Below are 18,791 nucleotides of genomic sequence, written 5' to 3' on the forward strand. Positions count from 1 at the left end.
CTCACTAGAACTGCACATAACTCATTGAATTAGCAGGGGCCCTGTGGGAGCGGACTCCTTGTCATTTGTACTCGATCAACGTCGGTTTGCCGGCCGCAATGCGGTGGCGCAAGAACTTCAGTTGCCCGAGCATTTCCGGGAACTTGCCCAATACCAGAAATACCGCCTGTAGCCAGTTCTCTCGCACCGACTTGCCACCGCGGCGAGCAAGGCGTGCGGCCTGCAGCGGGTAGACCAGCAGCAACAGCAGGCCCCAGCCCCCCAGCAACAGGCAGGCCAGCACGACCACCACGGGGATGCCCAGGCCCCACAGCCAGGCCCGGCGCGATTCGCGCAGCCAGTGCCGCTCGGGTGGCCGACCATGCAGGTAAGCCCCTTCGGCATAGGCATGGCCAGCGCGCAGGCTACGCCGCCACCATTGGCTGAAACGGGTCATGGCGGCATCGTGCAGGGTCATCTCGGCGTCCAGGCGCCAGACCTTCCAGCCCTTTGCCCGCAGGCGCACGCACAGTTCCGGCTCTTCTCCGGCGATCAGCTCGGGGCGAAAGCCACCGACGGCGACAAAGGCGTCTACCCGCATCAGGGCATCGCCACCGCACGCCTTGGCCTCGCCGATGGGCGTGTCCCACTCCAGCTCGCACAACAGGTTGTACACCGACCGCTGGGGAAAGCGCTCGCGGCGGCGGCCGCACACCACTGCCACGTCGGGATGGTCGTCGAGAAACGCCTGCGCCGCGCCCAGCCAGCCGCCATCCACCTCGCAATCGCCATCGACGAACTGCACCAGCTGCATCGAGGGCAGTTGCCGCTGCAAGGCGAAAAAGCCTTCGTTGCGCGCGCGAGCGGCGGTAAACGGGGTGCCCATGTGCAGCGCCAGTACCTCTACCCCCAGGCTGCGGGCCAAGTGCGGTGAGCCATCGCTGGAGCCCGAGTCGACGTACATGACCTTGTCCGCACCCTGCAGCAGCGAACGCAGGCAACGCTCCAGGCGCTGGCCTTCGTTGCGGCCAATCACCACCACACCGATCCCGCTCGCCATGGGCTTCACTCGACGGGCTCCGTGGCGGCCGGTTGCCTGGCCTTTATGATGGCCGGCACCCCTACCGCCAGCGAATTGTCTGGCACATCTACCAGCACCACGGCGTTGGCACCGATGATCACGTCGTTGCCGATACGGATGCTACCGAGCACCTTGGCCCCGGTGCCGATATCGACGTTGTTGCCGAACACCGGCGCAATCGGCTCGTTGACGTTCTTCAGGCCCACCACCACGCCGTTGCGGATGCGGCAGTCATCGCCAAAACGGGCATAGCCGCTGATGACGATGCCGCCAAAATGGTCGATCACGAAGTTGCGGCCGATCACCACTTCGCACGGCAGCTCCACACCCGTGATGATCTGCACGAACTTGAACAGCACCTTGTAGATAAGCGACAACAGCTTGCGCAGCAGTGCCGGGCGCACCCCATAGCGCCAGCGGCCGAAGCGGTACACCAGCAGTACCCAGAAGCCCTGGGCGCCCCAGTTACTACCATGGGCACGCAGGTCAGCACGTACATTCTCGAACATGGCTCCACCTACCTTGTCGGTTGGCTGGCGTACCGGGTCTTGAACAACAGAGACCAGGTCGCCCGGCAGTGACGCCAGCAGGCCTGTATCGCGCCCCGGCCGCGTCGTTTCAACAGCGCCTTGAGTGCCAGCACCAGGTCGCCCAAGGTGACCAGCAACATGTGCAGGGCAAGCCCCGCCAGCCCGTGATGCTTGCGGAAGTACAGTAGCTCGCTTTCGATCTGGTAGGACGAGATCTGCCGGCTGGCCGCCTCCAGTTCGGCCACCGATCTGGAGCTTTCCCCACCGATGTGCACCACCGTGGTGTGCGGGTAGAACACCACTTTCCAGCCGGCCGCCTTAACCCGCTTGCAGTGGTCGACCTCCTCGTAATAAAGAAAGTAGCGCGGGTCGAACAGGCCCACCTGGTCGAGCACTTCGCGGCGCACCAGGTAGAAGCAGCCAGGCAGCCAGTCGCACTCGCGGACCGAAGCGTGGTCCCAGTTCATTTCGTCGACCATCTTCAGGCCCGGGAAGAAGCGCCCCAGCCCGGTACGCCCGACGAACACGTTGAGCGGTGTAGGGAAGTAGCGGCAACTGGGCTGCAAGTCGCCGTCGCGGCCCTCCAGGCGTACCCCCAGCACCCCGCACTCCGGGTGGGCTTCCATGTAGTCGAGGGTTTTCTGCAGGGAATCGGCGGCGACGAAGGCGTCGGTGTTCAGCAGCAACGCATACTTGCCCTTCAAGTGCGCCAGCAATTGGTTGTTGGCCCGGCCGAACCCCACGTTCTGCCTGTTGCTCAGCAGCAGCGCTTGCGGGCACACCTCGGCCATGCGCTGCAGCGAGTCATCGACCGAGGCATTGTCCACCACCAGGTAGCTGGCCAGCCGCTCGCTGTCGGCACGGCGCAGCGCATCGAACATCGGCTGCAGCAACCCGGCCGTGTTGAAGTTGACCACCATGACATCCACAGGTTTGCTAGCCATTGTTGCTGTCCCTCGAAGAAAGCCCCACGCCTTTGCAGTATCAGCACAACATTCGTCACGCCACGGCTTCCCTGGCCGCGTTCATCCTGGCATCGAGGTGGTCGGCCAGGCGTAACGCAAACTGCAGCAGCGGCATGGTCGGGTTGGAAGCACCGCCGGTGGCAAAGATGCTGCTGCCGGCGACGTAAAGGTTTTCGGTGCCGAATACCCTGCAGTTGGTATCGACAACACCGTACTGCGCCGACGACGCCATGCGCGTGGTACCCATGTGGTGGGCGTGTGGCGACAACCTCAGCGGTATCGAAGTGTCGTAAACGAAGTCATTGAGCTTGATGAAGCCAAGGTTCATGTCAGCCCACTGCTTGGCCAGTTCGCTGCCAATGCACTTGACGGTGTGCCGGTCATCAGCGCTCAGGGCCCAGTTGACATTGACCTTGGCCACGCCCAGCGCGTCCTTCTCGTCCAGCAGCGAAATGCGGCTGTGCAGGTTGGGGAACTGCTCGATCATGGTGCTGATGACGCCGTCACCGGGGCAACTGAACCTGGCCACGAAGGCAATCTTGCTGGCTACCCCCATGTCGCAAGCCAGGTTCTCCAGAAAGTGCTTCACCTCGGCAGTACGACCATAGGTTTGCACATCGGCCAGCAAGGCGGCCCTGACGTTGCCCTTGCCTGCCTTGTATTCGTCAACGAAGGCATCGGAGGTGTAGTACTCGCGTGGTTCCGGGGCCAACCCCGACCTGAGGATGAAGGTGCCAAGATCAATGTTCAGATGCTCCATGAAACACCCGCCGACCAGCCCGCCCTTGCTCACGATCCCCGCCGCCAGCAACGACTCGCTGTTGAGCAGTTGCCGGGCATTCTCGATTGCACCGGTGGCCAGCACGAAGTTTCTTGCAACAAGGCGCTGGCGATTGCACGCGTAGTCGGAGAGTACGACTGCGGCCAGATGGCCCGAAGCCTGGTCGAACTCCAGGTTCACGCAATTGCAATTGATGAACACGTCCAGGCCTGGGGTCTGCTCCAGGGCCGTGGCGTACTTTTGCGCAAAACGCGTTGGTGGGCTGAGCAGAAAGCGGTCGGGCTCGAAGTCTCCGCCGTCGAGGCCGGCATTCAGTGCGTGAAAATCCGCACCGGGGGGCAGGTCGACGATTTCCATGGCAGCAGGCAGGTAGCCTGCGATCTCCGAATAAGGAATGGGCCAGCCAGGCAACCCGCCAATGGGGGGAACGGCGAAGTCGGAGGGGCTGAATGGCCGGCAACGGCCGGCCCAATGGTTGGATGTGCCGCCCAGGTAACGCAGGCGGGCTTCCCCGGCGTACAGCTCCAGGCCAGTGGATGCACAGGCGTACAAGGCTTGCGAGTTCGCCGAGTATTCGCGCCCGCCACCTTCGGCAAGCAGGACGCTCCAGCCGGCGGCGGCCAGGCGCAGCCCCAGGATGATGCCCGCGGGGCCAGCGCCGATGATGCAGACATCGTAACTGTCGCGCAGGGCCTTCTGCTGCTGATAGTCCTTGATCATGGGTGTTCGTCCCGAAAGTAGCGGGACGGCAATACCCAGCCGTTGATCACCACGAACCCGGGCCTGCCGGCAGGTTGGCGGGCGACGGCTGGCGTAGCAGCGAACACCACACCGCCAACGCCCAGCAGGACACAACTCTGGAGAAACCCTCTACGACCCAACTGCCCAGTACAAAAAGTAAGCTTCCCCATGATCCAGTGACCTGCATCTTTGAAAGATTCACCCGGCTAGCCGCATTGCAGCCAGTCATCAATCGACGGCATGACGTCAATCTCTACTGATTGGCTAAAAGGTCACTATAGTTTCAATCAGCCACGATGCTAGCCGTTGCCCACCGACGCAAAGGTGCACATAGCCAATGCCTGAACATTTTCGTGCGTTGATCGTCATCCTGTTTCTGGCGAGCGTGGTCTTCCTGCTGGCGCGGCGGCCAGCCACCGACCTGATCCCGCTGGGCGATTTCAAGCGCCGGCGCAATCTGTGGTTCCTGCTTACCCTGCTGGCCTTCTTTTCGCACAGTTTCTGGCTGTACCTGGGGGCTGGCGCCGTCATCCTGTACATCGCCGGGCGCCGTGAGCACAACCCCATGGCGTTGTTCTACATGCTGCTGTTCCTGATCCCGCCGGCTTCGGTGCAGGTGCCCGGGTTTGGCGTGGTCAATTACCTGGTCGACCTCAACCATATCCGCCTGCTGACCCTGTGCGTGCTGTTGCCGGCGGCCCTGGCCCTGCGCCGGCAAGGCGACACCCTGCGCTTCGGCCGCACCTGGCCAGACAGGCTGTTGGCAGCCGGCCTGCTGCTGATGAGCGTGCTCTACCTGCGCGAAACCACCGTGACAGACACCCTGCGCCAGACACTGTACCTGTATGTCGACGTGCTCCTGCCGTATTACGTGGCCAGCCGTGGCTTGCGCCAGATCAGCGACTTCAAGGACACCCTGCTGGCCTTCGTGCTTGCCTCCTTCGTCCTGGCCCTGATCGGCGTGGCCGAGTACGTGCGCCACTGGCTGCTGTACAGTGCCATGGTCGACGCCATGGGCGTGCCGTGGAGCATGTCCGGCTACCTGAGCCGTGGCGGTTCGCTGCGCGCCAGCGTCACCACCGGGCAGGCGATTGCCCTGGGCTATGTGATGAGCGTGGCCATCGGCCTGTTCCTGTTTGTCCAGGGTTATGTGCGCCGCCCCCTGCAGCGTGCGATGGGCGCCCTGCTGCTGGCCGCCGGGCTGTTCGCGCCACTGTCCCGTGGCCCGTGGATCGGCGCCGTGGTCATCGTGGTGGTGTTCATCACCCTGGGCAAAGGTGCGGTCAGGCGCCTGGCGCTGCTCGCTGTGGCCGGCATGCTGGCCTTGCCCTTGCTGACCATCGTGCCGGGTGGCGACAAGGTGCTGGACATGCTGCCGTTCATTGGCAACCTCGAGAAAGAGAACATCACCTACCGCAAACAGCTGATGGACAACTCGTGGATCGTCATTCAGCGCAATCCGCTGTTCGGCTCGTTCGACTTTCGCAACACCCCGGAAATGCAATCGATGATCCAGGGTGAAGGCATCATCGACATCGTCAACACCTATATCAACCTGGCACTACGCGTCGGGCTGGTCGGGCTTGGCCTGTTCGTGGCGTTCTTCGTAGCCGTACTGCACGGCATCCGCAAGGCCATGCGCAGTTTTCCCGACAAGGACGACGAGCGACGCCAGCTCGGCCGGGCATTGCTGGCGACCCTGATCGGCATCCTGGTGATCATCTTCACCGTCAGCAGCATCACCTTCATCCCAGTGGTGTACTGGACTGTCGCCGGGCTGGGCGTGGCCTACATCCAGATGGCCCGCAGGCTGCACAACAGCCAGGCCATCGCGCTGGCCGACCCCGGCCTTCAACCAAGGTGACCCTTATGAGCCTGCTACCCCTGCGCAGCCGGCGTTTTCAGATCCTGCTGCGGGTTTCGGCCATTGCCGGCCTGGCCTTGCTACCGCTCACCGGCTGGGCATCAGCGTGGCAAGTCAGTGTCGATGAACAGAACGGCCTGCCCTTGGTGACCCGCGGTGGTGGGCCGATGATGAAAACCAAGTTCGACTTCTGGGCGGCCGACTGGAGCTGGACCGGTTTCTCCAGCACGTTCAAGGTCAATGGCCCCTACCACTACACGCTGCAGGGCAAGAACAAGGAACTGGACTTCGACCTGGCGGCGGATATCCGCAAGGAGCAGGCGCAAACCCTGAGCTGGACTTTCGACCTCGACGCTCATAGCCGCCAGGCCGGGGTGATGGGCGGCGGCATGGTCTTCGAGTTCGACCCTGCGCAAATTGCCGGAGACATGGGCGCCCCGCAGCTGCTACCCGGCAACCGTGGCTGGTCATGGGGCAAGGCGGACCAGGGCCGGCGCATCGAAATGCGCTTCGATCCACCGCTGGCCAAGATGTATTTCGAGCGCGGCAACCCGTCCGAACTGCGTGCGTTCATCTACAGCGACCCTATCAACGCCGGTCGGCAGCAGATCAAGGCGGTGCTGAACATTACCGGCGACATTGAGCTGGGGCCCACGCCCAGCGAACGCTTCGGCCTGGCCGACCCCGCCGGTTGGCCCGACGACCAACTGGACTGGCGCACCTCGCCAGTGGACCTGTCGTTCCTCAACGCTGCGCAAAAGCCTGCCGGCAAGCATGGTTTCGTCAAGGCTGTCGGCGAGCAGCTCATGTTCGAAAACAACACCCCGGTGCGCTTCTGGGGCACCAACCTGTCCGCCTATTCGTTGTTCAAGAGCCCCGACGAAGAAATCCGCCAACAGGCCAAACGCCTGTCGGCCCTGGGTTTCAACCTGGTGCGTCTGCACCACCACGACTCGCCCTGGGTCAGCCCGAACGTGTTTGGCGACGGCACCCTGGTGCGCGATACCCAGCAGCTCAGTGCCGAATCGCTGCGCAAGCTCGACCTGTGGATCAAGGCGCTCAAGGACGAGGGCATCTATATCTGGCTGGACCTGCACGTGCAGCGGGCGCTTACTGCCAAAGACAACATCGATGACTTCGAGGAACTGGCCAAGGGCGGGAACCATGTCGACCTGAAGGGTTACGCCTACATGAACCGCAGTATCCAACAGGCGATGAAACGCTTTGCCGAGCAGTACCTGACCCATGTGAACGAATACACCGGCCTGGCCTACAAGGACGACCCGGCCATCGCTGCCGTACTGCTCACCAATGAGAACGACCTCACCCAGCATTATGGTAACGCCCTGATGCCGAACAAGGATGTGCCGCACCACAGCGAGCGTTACATGGAAGCGGCCAAAGCCTTCGCCAAACGCTATGGCCTGCCCGCCGACCTCACCTGGCGCGCCTGGGAGCATGGCCCTTCGAAGCTGTATCTCAACGACCTGGAACAGCGCTTCGACGCCGACATGATCGCCCACCTGCGCGGCCTCGGCGTCAAAGTGCCGATCGCCACTACCAGTACCTGGGGCGGCAATGGCCTGAGCGCGCTGCCGGCACTGACCTCAGGCGATGTCATCGACGCCCATGGCTACGGGGCCAATGGCCAACTGGAGAAGAACCCGCTGACCAGCGACGGCCTGATCGACTGGCTCGCCGCCGCCCAGGTAGTTGGCAAGCCTCTGACCGTCAGCGAGTGGAACGCCGAACCCTTCCCGCTGCCCGACCGCCACTCGCTGCCGCTGTACGTGGCTGGCACCGCTGCCCATCAGGGCTGGGATGCCATGCTGCAATACGCCTACAGCCAGCAGGCCTTCAACCCAGGTTGGCGCACGGCGGATAACTGGCACGCGTACAACGACCCGGCGATGATCGCCACCTTGCCCGCTGCCGCCCTGCTCTATCGCCGTGCGGACGTGAGACCAGCCACTACCCGTTACGTGTTCGCGCCGACACCCGCCACCCTGTACAACCAGGAGATCACCCCGCGCAATTCACCGCTGCTGCGCACGGCCATGGAAAAGGGCCAATTGCAGATCGCCCTACCAGAGACGCCGGAGTTGCCCTGGCTGAAACCCGCCGCCATCCCTGCCGGTGCGCAGGTACTGCAGGACCCGGGGCAGTCCTTGCTGCCGGCCGACGCCACGGAAGCGGTCAGCGACACGGGCGAACTCAAGCGCAACTGGCAACAGGGCATCTATACCATCGACACACCGCTGACCCAGGCCGCCACCGGATGGCTGGGAGGTCGCTCGATCAGCCTGGGCGCCATTCAGGTGCAAACAAAAACGCCGTACGCCAGCGTCGTGGTGCAAAGCCTGGACGGCAACCCCCTGGGCCAGTCGCGTGAACTGCTGCTGTCGCTGGGTACCCGTGCCGTGCCCAAGGCCGATGCCAAGACACCGTTCAACGTCGAACCACTTGCCGGCACCTTGAGCATCAAGGCGCCTGCTGGCCTGAAACTGTTCGCCCGGGATGCACAGGCACAGTTGAAGCCGTTGCCGATGGCTTACCAGGAGGGGCGCTACAGCATCACATTAGACGGCAAGTACATGTCCAACTGGCTGTTCTTGAAATAGGGTATGTGGCCATCTACCCTCACAACAGACCTGTAGCTGAAAAGCGCGGCTGTACAACAGCAGAGTCCAGGAGGCATGGATGAAGTTTCTTGTTGTCGGTGGCGCAGGCTACATTGGCTCGCACATGGTCAAGCACCTGCTCGGTGCGGGCCATGAGGTGGTGGTAGCGGACCTGGTCGCGCCCGGCCCCGGCGTCCAGTGGGCGAAACTGGACATCGCAGACGAGCCCGCCCTGGACGTGCTGTTTGCTGTTTGCCGTTTCGATGCCGTGTTCCACTTTGCCTCGTTCATCCAGGTGGGCGAGTCGGTCAGCGTGCCCGGCAAGTACTACCAGAACAATGTCGCGGCCACCCTTTCCCTCCTGCAGGCCATGGTGAATGCCGGTATCAGGCACCTGGTTTTTTCGTCCAGCGCAGCCGTTTACGGCAACCCGCAGTACGTGCCGATCGACGAAGCGCATGCCAAGGGGCCGATCAACCCGTATGGGCTGAGCAAATGGATGGTCGAGCAGATTCTCGAGGACTTCGATCGGGCCTACGGTTTGAAGTCGGTATGCCTGCGTTACTTCAACGCAGCGGGCGCAGACCCGCAAGGCCAGCTGGGAGAGCGTCATGACCCGGAAACCCACCTGATCCCGTTGATCCTGCAGGCCGCTTCGGGTCGGCGTGATGCAGTAACGGTATTTGGCCGCGACTACGACACGCCGGACGGTACCTGCATACGCGACTATGTGCATGTGGCCGACCTGGCGGTTGCCCATGCACTGGCGGTGGATTACCTGCTGGCGGGTGGCGAGCGAACCGCGTTCAACCTGGGCAATGGGCGGGGGTTTTCGGTGCAGCAGGTGATCGATACGGCCCGCGCGGTGACTGGCCGGCAGATCCGCACCCTCGACGCCCCCCGCCGCCCCGGCGACCCGCCCCGGTTGGTGGCAGATGCCGGCAGGGCCATGCACGTGCTGGGCTGGCGGCCGGAGTTTGCCACGCTGGAGCCGATTGTGCGCCATGCTTGGCAGTGGGAGTTGCAGTATCCTTGGGCTCAGCACCAAAGCTGAGATTGTGAGCCCGCGGAACACCGGCGCCAACCACCGCATCGCCTGCTTCGCGGGTAAACCCGCTCCCACAGAGTCCTCCGTCAGCTGAAGGAATGCACCGTACCTGTGGGAGCGGCTTTAGCCGCGAACACCGGCGCAGCCGGTGCCATGCACCGTGTTGGATTCTTCGCGGGTAAACCCGCTCCCACAGAGTCCCCCGTCAGCTGAAGGAATGCGCCATACCTGTGGGAGCGGGCGCGCCCGCGAACACCGGCGCAGCCGGTGCCAGCCACCGCGTCGCCTGCTTCGCGGGCATGCCCGCTCCCACAGGGAACCCGTCAGCTGAAGGAATGCACCGTACCTGTGGGAGCGGGTTCACCCGCGAACACCGGCGTAGCCGGTGCCATGCACCGTGTTGGATTCTTCGCGGGTAAACCCGCTCCCACAGAGTCCCCCGTCAGCTGAAGGAATGCGCCATACCTGTGGGAGCGGGCGCGCCCGCGAACACCGGCGCAGCCGGTGCCATGCACCGTGTTGGATTCTTCGCGGGTAAACCCGCTCCCACAGAGTCCCCCGTCAGCTGAAGGAATGCGCCGTACCTGTGGGAGCGGCTTTAGCCGCGAACACCGGCGCAGCCGGTGCCATGCACCGCGTCGCCTGCTTCGCGGGCATGCCCGCTCCCACAGGGAACCCGTCAGCTGAAGGAATGCACCGTACCTGTGGGACCGGGTTCACCCGCGAACACCGGCGCAGCCGGTGCCAGCCGGTCCGGCCAGCATTCAGAGAAATGCCTGCCGGATCCTCTTCTTGTCGATCTTGCCAACGCTGGTCTTGGGGATCTCCTCCACGCAACGCAACTGCCGTGGTATCGCCCATTTGTTCAGGTGCCCGCTTTCCACAAAAGGCTGCAGGTGCCCGGCCAACCCCGCCTGGTCGAACTGCATGCCATCACAACAGACGACCAAGGCCAACGGCTGTTCACCCCACTGCGCGTCCGGGATGCCGATCACCGCCACCGATGCGACAGCCGGGTGCTGGCTGATCAGGTTTTCCAGCGCCACCGAGCTTACCCACTCGCCACCGGTCTTGATCACATCCTTGATCCGGTCCCGAATACGCACCACACCCACAGGGTCGATGCAGGCCAGGTCGCCAGTGTGCATCCAGCCTCCCAGCCACAACGCGGCACCCTGCTCCGGTTCATGCAGGTAGCCCTGGGTCAGCCACGGCGCACGCACCACGATTTCACCCAGGCTTTCGCCGTCACGGGGCACATCATTGCCTTCTGCGTCGATGATGCGCAGGTCCACCAGGGCAATCGGTACGCCGGCATCGATACGTAGCGGCAGCTGTTGCGCCATGGGCAGTGCCAGCAGGTCGGCACTCAGGTGGGTGATGCTGAGCAGCGGGCAGCTTTCCGACATGCCGTAGCCACAATGCACACTGATGCCGCGCTCACTGGCACGCAGCGCCAGGCCCAGGGTCAGCGCACTGCCGCCCAGCAGCATCTTCCAGCCGGTCAGGTCGGCGCGGCGCCCTTCCTCGCTGTCGAGCATCATCTGCAGCACCGTGGGCACACAATGGGAGAACGTCACGCCCTCGTCGCGGTACAGGCGCACCAGGCGGTTGGGCTCGTAGCGCCCCGGGTAGACCTGCTTGATGCCCAGCGCCGTGGCCACATAGGGCACGCCCCAGGCATGCACATGGAACATCGGCGTGATGGGCATGTACACGTCGCCGCTGCGCAACAGCGGCACCTCGCCGCAGGCAGCCAGGGTGCCCTGCTCGACCAGGGTATGCAGCACCAGTTGCCGGTGGCTGAAGTACACGCCCTTCGGGTTGCCGGTGGTCCCGCTGGTGTAGAACAGCGTGGCCAATGAGTGCTCGTCGAAATCGGCGAAGTCGAACTGCGGCTCGGCAGCCGCCAGCAGCGCTTCGTACTCACCCAGCAACGGCACATCTTGCGTTGCCGGGCCACCTTCAGCGAGGCGAATGAACCCCTTGACCGTGGGCAAGTCATCGCGCAATTGCGCCATCAACGGCAAAAAGTCGTCATGAACCAGTACCAGGCGGTCCTCGGCATGGTTCATGGTGTAGCGCACCTGCTCGGTGGACAGCCGTACATTCACCGTGTGCAGCACAGCACCCAGCATCGGTACGGCAAAGAAGCATTCCAGCGCCCGGTGGCTGTCCCAGTCGAGCAAAGCCACGGTGTCGCCAGTCTTGACTCCGGCGGCGGTCAGCACGTTGGCCAGCCGCTGGATGCGTTCGAGCAGCGTGGTATAGGTGTAGCGCAGCTTGTCGGCGTAGACGATTTCCTGGTTGGGCTGGTAGCGCACGCCAGACAGCAGCAGGCGCTTGATCAGCAGTGGATAGGCATAGGCCTGCTCGGCCGCGGGCATGACGCGCGTGGTGATCATGTCGGCGGCCTTCACAGTTGCCCGGCCTCGAGCAGATACAGGCTGTCGCTACCGGCCCTCACACTGGCACTCAGCGAATGAATGCGTGGCAGCAGGCGGGCAAAGTAGAACCGCGCGGTGCCCAGCTTGCTCAGGTGGAACGGCTCGGGGGCCGCATGACACTGGCATACCACGGCCATGCGTGCCCACAGGTAGGCGTAGAAGGTGTAGCCAAACACCTGCAGGTACTCCACCGCCGCCGCACCCAGCTCCCGCGGGTGGCCCTGGGCCCGGTCGAGCAACCAGGCGGTCAGTTCGTCGAGGTTGCGCACGGCAGCCAGCAGCGGCGCGCCGAACTCCGCGCTCGCCGCAGGCAACGCCTCGGCAAAGGCGGTAATTTCATCGGACACACTGCGATAGGCCTGCCCGCCATCGCCAAACAGTTTGCGCCCCACCAGGTCGAGGGCCTGGATGCCGTTGGTACCTTCGTAGATCTGGGTAATGCGGCAGTCGCGGATCAATTGCTCCTGGCCCCACTCGCGGATATAGCCATGGCCGCCCAGCACCTGTTGGCCGTGCAAGGTGGTCTCCAGCCCCATGTCGGTGAGGAAGGCCTTGGCCACCGGTGTGAGCAACGCCACCTTGGCCTCGGCCTGGGCGCGTGCGGCCGGTACTTCGCTGTACCTGGCCAGATCCAGTTGCAGCGCAACGTAGGTGGAAAATGCCCGTCCGCCTTCGTTCAGCGCTTTCATCGTCAGCAGCATGCGCCTCACGTCCGGGTGGACGACGATAGGGTCTGCACTTTGCGTCGGCGCTTCGGCGCCCGTCGGCGCACGGCCTTGCTGGCGGTCACGGGCATAGGCGATGGCGCCCTGATAGGAGCGCTCGCCCAGGGCCAGGCCCTGGATACCTACGCCCAGGCGCTCGTAGTTCATCATGGTGAACATCGCCGCCAGGCCCTTGTTCGGCTCGCCGACCAAGTAGCCGATGGCGCCGTCGAAGTTCATCACGCAGGTGGCCGAGGCCTTGATGCCCATCTTGTGCTCGATCGACCCGCAACTCACCGCATTTGCGTCGCCCAGCATGCCATCGGCGTCTACCAGCACCTTGGGCACCAGCAACAGCGAGATGCCCTTGGGCCCGGCTGGCGCATCCGGCAGCCGCGCCAGCACCAGGTGGATGATGTTCTCGGTCAGGTCCTGCTCACCGCCAGTGATGAAGATCTTGGTACCGGTGATGCGGTAACGGCCATCGGCGCCTGGCTCGGCACGGGTGCGGATCAGGCCCAGGTCGGTGCCGGCGTGCGGCTCGGTCAGGCACATCGAACCGGTCCAGCGCCCTTGGTACATGGGCGGCAGGTACAGCGCCTTCAACGGCTCGCTGGCATGGTTGAGCAGCGCCAGGCAGGCCCCGGCCGTCAGCATCGGGTACAAGCCGAACGACAGGTTGGCGGCATTGAGCATTTCTTCGAGCTGGGCGCCGATCACTTTCGGCATGCCCATGCCCCCATATTCCGGGGCACCGGCGACGCCCACCCAGCCATCGGCGGCAAATGCCCGGTAGGCATCGGCGAAACCATCGGGGGTGCGCACCTGGCCTGCCTCCCAGCGGCAACCCTGCTCGTCGCCACTGCGGTTGAGCGGCGCCACTACCTGGGCGATCAGCCTGCCGGCCTGTTCGAGCACGGCCCGGGCAGTATCGCCATCGACCTGCTCGGCCAGGGCGGGCGTTTGCGCCCACCAGGCCGGGATGTCGAACACTTCGTTGAACAGAAAATCCATGTCGCGCAGTGGCGGAAGGTAATCAGACATGAGGCGAACACTCGGTTTCTTGGGTTTGCGGAAGCGACGTGGTCTGGGCCTCGGCAGGCGCCGGGGCGGCCTGGCCACGCAGGAGGAAATGCGACAACGCAGGGATCAGCACCAGCGCACCGAGCATGTTCCACAGGAACATGAAGGTCAGCAGCAGGCCCATGTCGGCCTGGAACTTGATCGGCGACCAGGCCCAGCCGACCACACCGGCCGCCAGGGTAATGCCGACCAGCCCCACCACCCGGCCGGTGAAGGCCACGGCTTTCTGGTAGGCCTGGGCCAGGCTCAGCCCGGCGCGCTGGTAATGCAGTTGCACGCTGAGCAGATACAGCGCGTAGTCCACGCCAATGCCTACGCCCAGGGCGATCACCGGCAGGGTGGCGACCTTGACGCCAATACCCATGGCTACCATCAGCGCCTCGCACAGCACCGAGGTGAGCATCAGCGGCAGGATGGCCACCAGAGTCGCGCGCCAGCTGCGGAAGGTGAACAGGCAGAACAGCGTGACTGCCAGATACACCAGCAACAGCATCCGGTGGTTGGCCTCGCGGACCACCACGTTGGTGGCGGCCTCGATACCGGCGCTGCCGGCGGCCAGCAGGAACTGGTGATCGGCGTTGCTGTTGGCCTGGGCAAAACGTTCGGCCACGGCAGCCACCTGGGCCAGGGTGTCGGCGCGATGGTCCTTGAGGTAGGCGATTACCGGCATCAGCGAGCAGTCGTTGTTGAACAGCTCGGGGGCGTTGACCGAAGCCTGCTGGGCGGCGTAGTTGAGCACGTCCTGGTTGCGCTGCAGGCTGTTCAGGCGCGGGTTGCCTTCGTAGGTGCCGGCGGTGATCTGGCGCACTGCATTGGCCAGCGACACGGTGGTCTGCACACCCGGCAATTGCTGCAGTTCCCAGGCCAAGCGGTCGGCAAGGACCAGTGTCTGGTATTGCAGGCAACCTTCCGGGGCGGTCTTGACCATTACCGCGAAGGTATCGCTGGACAACGCGTAGTGCTGGGTGATGTAGGCGTTGTCGAGGTTGTAGCGCGAGTCCGCACGCAGCTCGGGGGCACCGCTGTCGAGGTCGCCGATTTTAAGTTGCAGGCTGCCCCAGATGCCGAGGGCGCCCAGGGCCAGGGCCACCAGCAGTGCGGCGCTGGCCCATTTGCGTTCGGTGAAGCGGTCGAGCACGCGCCATGGATTGATTGGGGCCGCTACGCGCCCCATCGCCGGCAAGCCAGCTCCCACAGGTATCGCGATAGACTTGAAGCTGACGCGGTCCCTGTGGGAGCGGGCATGCCCGCGAAGGGCCGCAGAGCGGCCCCAACGAGCATCAATTTCCAGGGCACGCTCGGCAGCCTTGCGGCCCACACCCACATACGACAGCGCCACCGGCATCAGCAGCAGCGAGGTGAAAATCAGCACCGCCACGCCGATGCTGGCGGTTATCGCCAGGTCCTGGATCACCGGGATGTCGATCAGCATCAGCACGGCAAAGCCCACCGCATCGGCCAGCAACGCGGTCACCCCGGCCACGAACAGGCGGCGGAAGGTATAGCGCGCTGCTACCTGGCGATGGGTGCCACGGCCAATGTCCTGAAGGATGCCGTTCATCTTCTGCGCAGCGTGGGACACGCCAATGGCGAAGATCAGGAACGGCACCAGGATCGAATACGGGTCGATGGCGTAGCCCAGCCAGGCGACAATGCCCAGCTGCCACACCACCGCGGCAAGCGAACACAGCACCACCAGCAGGGTGCTGCGTACGCAACGGGTGTAGCAGTAGATGATCACCAGGCTGGTCAGCACCGCCAGGGCGAAGAACGCCATCACCTGGATCAGCCCGTCGATCAGGTCACCCATCAGCTTGGCAAAGCCGATTACATGGATACGGTACTGGCCGCTGGCCTGGTACTGGCTGCGCAGTTGTTCGAGCTTCTGCGAGAAGGCGTGGTAATCGAGGCCCTTGCCGGTGGCCGAATCCTGGTCGAGCAGCGGCACGACCAGCATGCTCGACTTGAAATCACGCGCCACCAGGCTGCCGACGATGTTGGCGCGCTCGATGTTCTGCCGCAGTTGCTCGATGTCGCCCGCAGCGCCCTGATAGCCGTCGGGCATCACCGGGCCGCCCTGGAAACCCTCCTCGGTCACCTCGGTCCAGCGTACCGCTGGGCTCCACAACGACTTCACCCAGGCCCGGTCCACGCCCTGGCTGAGGAACAGCTCGTCGTTGATGTGGCGCAGGGTCTGCAGGTAGCCCGGGTCGAAGATGTCGCCTTGGGTGTTCTCCACCACCACCCGCACCGCGTTGCCCAGGCCACGCAGCGATGGGCGGTTTTCCAGGTAGTTCTGGATGTAGGGGTGGCTCTGCGGCAGCATCTTGTCGAAACTGGGGCGCAGCTCCAGGCGGGTCAGCGCCATGTAGCCCAGCACCAGGGTCGCCAGCAGCATGCACAGCAGGAACGGCAGGCGATGGTTGAACACCAGGCGCTCCAGGGCATTGCCCGAGCGTGGGTCGAAATCGTCGAGGTTGCGGATTACCGGCAGGGTGTCTTGGCGGGTAGCGGCCATCAGGGTCTTCTCTTGTTATGGGTGCAGCGTGGGGTTGCCGGCCTGGTTGCGCACGCCCCGCTCGCCGACCAGTACCAGGCCGTTGCCGGTATCGGTGGCGAGCGCGGTCACCGGGCCACGGGCGCTTTGCGGCACCGGGCCGAAGCTGGCGCCATCATCCCGGCTCAGCAACAGGTCGCCGGCCTGGCTGGCCAGCCACAGCTGGCCGTCACGGTCAACGCCGGCGGCGGTGAGGCTGGTGTTCACGCCAGTGCTGACCGGTTGCCATTGCCGGCCGCCATCGGTGCTGCGGTAGGCATGCCCACGCAGGCCGTAGACCAGCAGTAGGCCAGGCTTGCCGACAGCACCGAACAGTGTGCCGGCGTAGGGTGTCTCGACACGGCTGAAGTGCTCGCCGTCCTGCTTCAGCAGCAGGCCTTGCTCGCCAGTGATGTACAGCTCGTCACCCACCGCGGCCAGGCTGGTCAGGTGCAGGCCTTGCGGGTTATCGCTGTGGTCGAGCCAGGGCTGCCAGTGCTCGCCGCCATCAACGGTGCGCAACAGCAGGTTGAACACGCCGACCGCATAGCCATTGCGCGCATCGCCGAACCACACATCGAGCAAGGCATTGTCGCTACCCGTGCCCGGCAGTTGTTCGGCCAGCGCCCGGCCATCGAGCTGCTTCTGCCAGTGCACGCCGCCATCGCGGCTGTGCAGCACCACGCCATCGTGGCCAACCGCCCAGCCCAGTTCAGGCGTGGCAAAGCTCACGGCATTCAGGTCGGCACTGACCGGCACCTGGGCTTGCTGCCAGTGCGCTCCGTGGTCCTCGGAGTACAGGATGTGCCCCCGCGGGCCCACCGCGACCAGGCGCTGCCCGGCCAGGGTTACATCGCGCAAGGCGCTGCTGGCGACCAGGGCGCTGGGCATAGCGGGCAGGTCCAGCACATCGGTGAAGGGCGCCGCCTGGGCCGCGCCCTGCAGCGCGGCCAAGGCCAGTACTACCACGCTGCATCGTTTGAAGACAGACATTGCCACCTCTGCTGCGTGCGTTCAGCGAATGCCGTTGCCGGCCAGCGACTCGGGCGACCATTGGGTTTTCGACAGTGGGTCGATGTAGCGGATGCCGCCGTAGGCACCCACCACGCCATTGAGGTTGTAGGTGCCGCCGATCAGGTCGTAGATCATGAACGGTGTGGCATCGGGGGTCTGTTTGTCGTAGCTCTGGGTGAGGAAGGCGAACGAGCCGCGGTACAGCTGGCCACGGGCGTCGTACTGGTCCGAGGCCAGGGCGATCCAGCTGTCTTCGTCGAGGTAGAAGCGGCGCTTGTGGTAGATATGGCGCGCACCGTCCTTGAGCTTGCCTTCCACCACCCAGACCCGGTGCTTCTCCCAGCGCACGAACTGCGGCGCCAGGTGGTTGGGGGTGATCACCTGCTTGACGTCGGTGTTGTAGGTCAGCTGATAGGTGTTGTACGGCACGTACATTTCCTGCTTGCCGACCAGGGTCCAGTCGTAGCGGTCCAGCGCACCGTTGAACACGAACACGTCATCGTAGGTACCCGAACCCGAGGTGCCCGGGTTGGGCGTGTCGTAGGCCAGGTTCGGTGCCAGCTTGACCCGGCGCTGGCCCGGCAGGTACTGCCAGGCGCTGCGTGGCTGCACCAGCGGGTTGGCGGCATCGCGCAGCATCATCGCTTCGCCGGCACGGCGTGCCGGCCCGGTGTACACCAGTTTCATCTGGTAGTAGGTGTCCTTGGCACCGATCGGCTTGGCCATGTCCTCGTAGATCGGGTAGCTGATATTGGCCTGGCCGGTGGTCGACAGCGATGGCTTGCCAGCGGCGTCGACGTTCCACGAGTCGTACTTGGCAGTCATGCTCACGCCCTGGTAGCGCAGCAGGAAGTTCCACATGGCCTCGGCGCCGTTCTGCGGAATGGGGAACGGGATGCCCGGCAGCACGTTGTCCACCGCGGTGCCACCCTCCTTGCTGTTGGCCGCAGTGGCGTTCTTGCGGGTGTTGTCGAGTACCGTTTGCGGCAGTGCCACGCTACGGTGGGTCGGGTATACATCGACGCGGTAGCTTGGGTAACGCTTGAGCAGTTCCAGAGTGGTGGCGGTCAGCTGGCCCTTGTACTGTTCGGCGTTCTTGCCATCGATGACCAGCAGCGGCTTGTCGCTGGCGAACGGGTCGGGGCGCATGCTGGCGCCGCTCTGGTAGCTGGCTGGCGGCGTCAGCAGGCCGCCCTGATAGGCCGGGATCGAGCCATCGGCATTGCCGGCCTTTTCCGCACCGATCGCGGTCAGGCTGGTGCCCAGGCGCGCGGCCTGGTCAGTGGAAACGGCGGCCTGGGCAGCGTTCAGCGCGGCCAGTGACAGGCACGAGGCCAGCAGGGTACGTACGAAATTCATGATGATTGTCTTCCTGTGTAGGCTGTAGGAAACATGAT

Annotated in this window: 12 protein-coding genes; 3 read left to right on the forward strand and 9 right to left on the reverse strand. The window is 64.2% G+C overall.

What is annotated here, in order from left to right:
• Positions 1-61: 61 nt before the first annotated feature.
• The 4 genes from JV551A3_RS15585 to JV551A3_RS15600 are packed head-to-tail and all read right to left on the reverse strand — an operon-like array spanning position 62 to position 4,056.
• A complete protein-coding gene (locus JV551A3_RS15585) occupies positions 62-1,039 on the reverse strand; it encodes a glycosyltransferase family 2 protein (protein WP_133972767.1) in 978 nt (325 codons plus the stop codon).
• Positions 1,040-1,044: 5 nt separating this feature from the next.
• Positions 1,045-1,569: a serine O-acetyltransferase gene (locus tag JV551A3_RS15590; RefSeq protein WP_133972747.1), complete on the reverse strand. Its 525-nt coding sequence runs from the start codon at positions 1,567-1,569 to the stop codon at positions 1,045-1,047.
• An 8-nt stretch (positions 1,570-1,577) separates the two neighbouring features.
• On the reverse strand, positions 1,578-2,534 hold the full coding sequence (locus JV551A3_RS15595; protein ID WP_133972745.1) for a glycosyltransferase family 2 protein: 957 nt from the start codon (positions 2,532-2,534) through the stop codon (positions 1,578-1,580).
• A gap of 55 nt (positions 2,535-2,589) precedes the next feature.
• Positions 2,590-4,056: an FAD-dependent oxidoreductase gene (locus JV551A3_RS15600; RefSeq protein ID WP_133972743.1), complete on the reverse strand. Its 1,467-nt coding sequence runs from the start codon at positions 4,054-4,056 to the stop codon at positions 2,590-2,592.
• 358 nt (positions 4,057-4,414) lie between these two features.
• Here JV551A3_RS15600 and JV551A3_RS15610 point away from each other — a divergent pair, with 358 nt between their 5' ends.
• The 3 genes from JV551A3_RS15610 (at position 4,415) to galE (ending at position 9,616) form a co-directional block, all read left to right on the forward strand.
• The gene (locus JV551A3_RS15610) at positions 4,415-5,941 is read left to right on the forward strand and encodes an O-antigen ligase family protein (RefSeq protein WP_133972739.1); all 1,527 of its coding nucleotides are present in this window, start codon (positions 4,415-4,417) and stop codon (positions 5,939-5,941) included.
• Between the two features lie 5 nt (positions 5,942-5,946).
• Complete coding sequence (locus JV551A3_RS15615; protein ID WP_133978893.1) at positions 5,947-8,562, forward strand: cellulase family glycosylhydrolase; 2,616 nt, start codon at positions 5,947-5,949, stop codon at positions 8,560-8,562.
• 79 nt (positions 8,563-8,641) lie between these two features.
• On the forward strand, positions 8,642-9,616 hold the full coding sequence (gene galE, locus JV551A3_RS15620) for a UDP-glucose 4-epimerase GalE (protein ID WP_112253954.1): 975 nt from the start codon (positions 8,642-8,644) through the stop codon (positions 9,614-9,616).
• A 758-nt stretch (positions 9,617-10,374) separates the two neighbouring features.
• Here galE and JV551A3_RS15625 read toward each other — a convergent pair.
• From JV551A3_RS15625 to JV551A3_RS15645, 5 genes are read right to left on the reverse strand one after another with little or no spacing between them, the layout of a single operon-like run.
• Positions 10,375-12,015 (reverse strand): fatty acid--CoA ligase, encoded by a 1,641-nt coding sequence (locus JV551A3_RS15625; RefSeq protein WP_133972735.1) that lies wholly within the window; start codon positions 12,013-12,015, stop codon positions 10,375-10,377.
• A gap of 11 nt (positions 12,016-12,026) precedes the next feature.
• A complete protein-coding gene (locus JV551A3_RS15630) occupies positions 12,027-13,805 on the reverse strand; it encodes an acyl-CoA dehydrogenase C-terminal domain-containing protein (protein ID WP_133972733.1) in 1,779 nt (592 codons plus the stop codon).
• Entirely contained in the window at positions 13,798-16,362 is a 2,565-nt protein-coding gene (locus tag JV551A3_RS15635) for an efflux RND transporter permease subunit (protein WP_133972731.1), read from the reverse strand. The genes JV551A3_RS15630 and JV551A3_RS15635 overlap by 8 nt, the downstream gene beginning before the upstream one ends.
• A 15-nt stretch (positions 16,363-16,377) precedes the next feature.
• On the reverse strand, positions 16,378-17,373 hold the full coding sequence (locus JV551A3_RS15640) for a WD40/YVTN/BNR-like repeat-containing protein (RefSeq protein WP_133972729.1): 996 nt from the start codon (positions 17,371-17,373) through the stop codon (positions 16,378-16,380).
• 21 nt (positions 17,374-17,394) lie between these two features.
• Positions 17,395-18,753 (reverse strand): DUF1329 domain-containing protein, encoded by a 1,359-nt coding sequence (locus JV551A3_RS15645; RefSeq protein ID WP_133972727.1) that lies wholly within the window; start codon positions 18,751-18,753, stop codon positions 17,395-17,397.
• Positions 18,754-18,791: the final 38 nt, after the last annotated feature.

Source organism: Pseudomonas inefficax, assembly GCF_900277125.1.
GTDB classification, from domain to species: Bacteria; Pseudomonadota; Gammaproteobacteria; order Pseudomonadales; family Pseudomonadaceae; genus Aquipseudomonas; species Aquipseudomonas inefficax.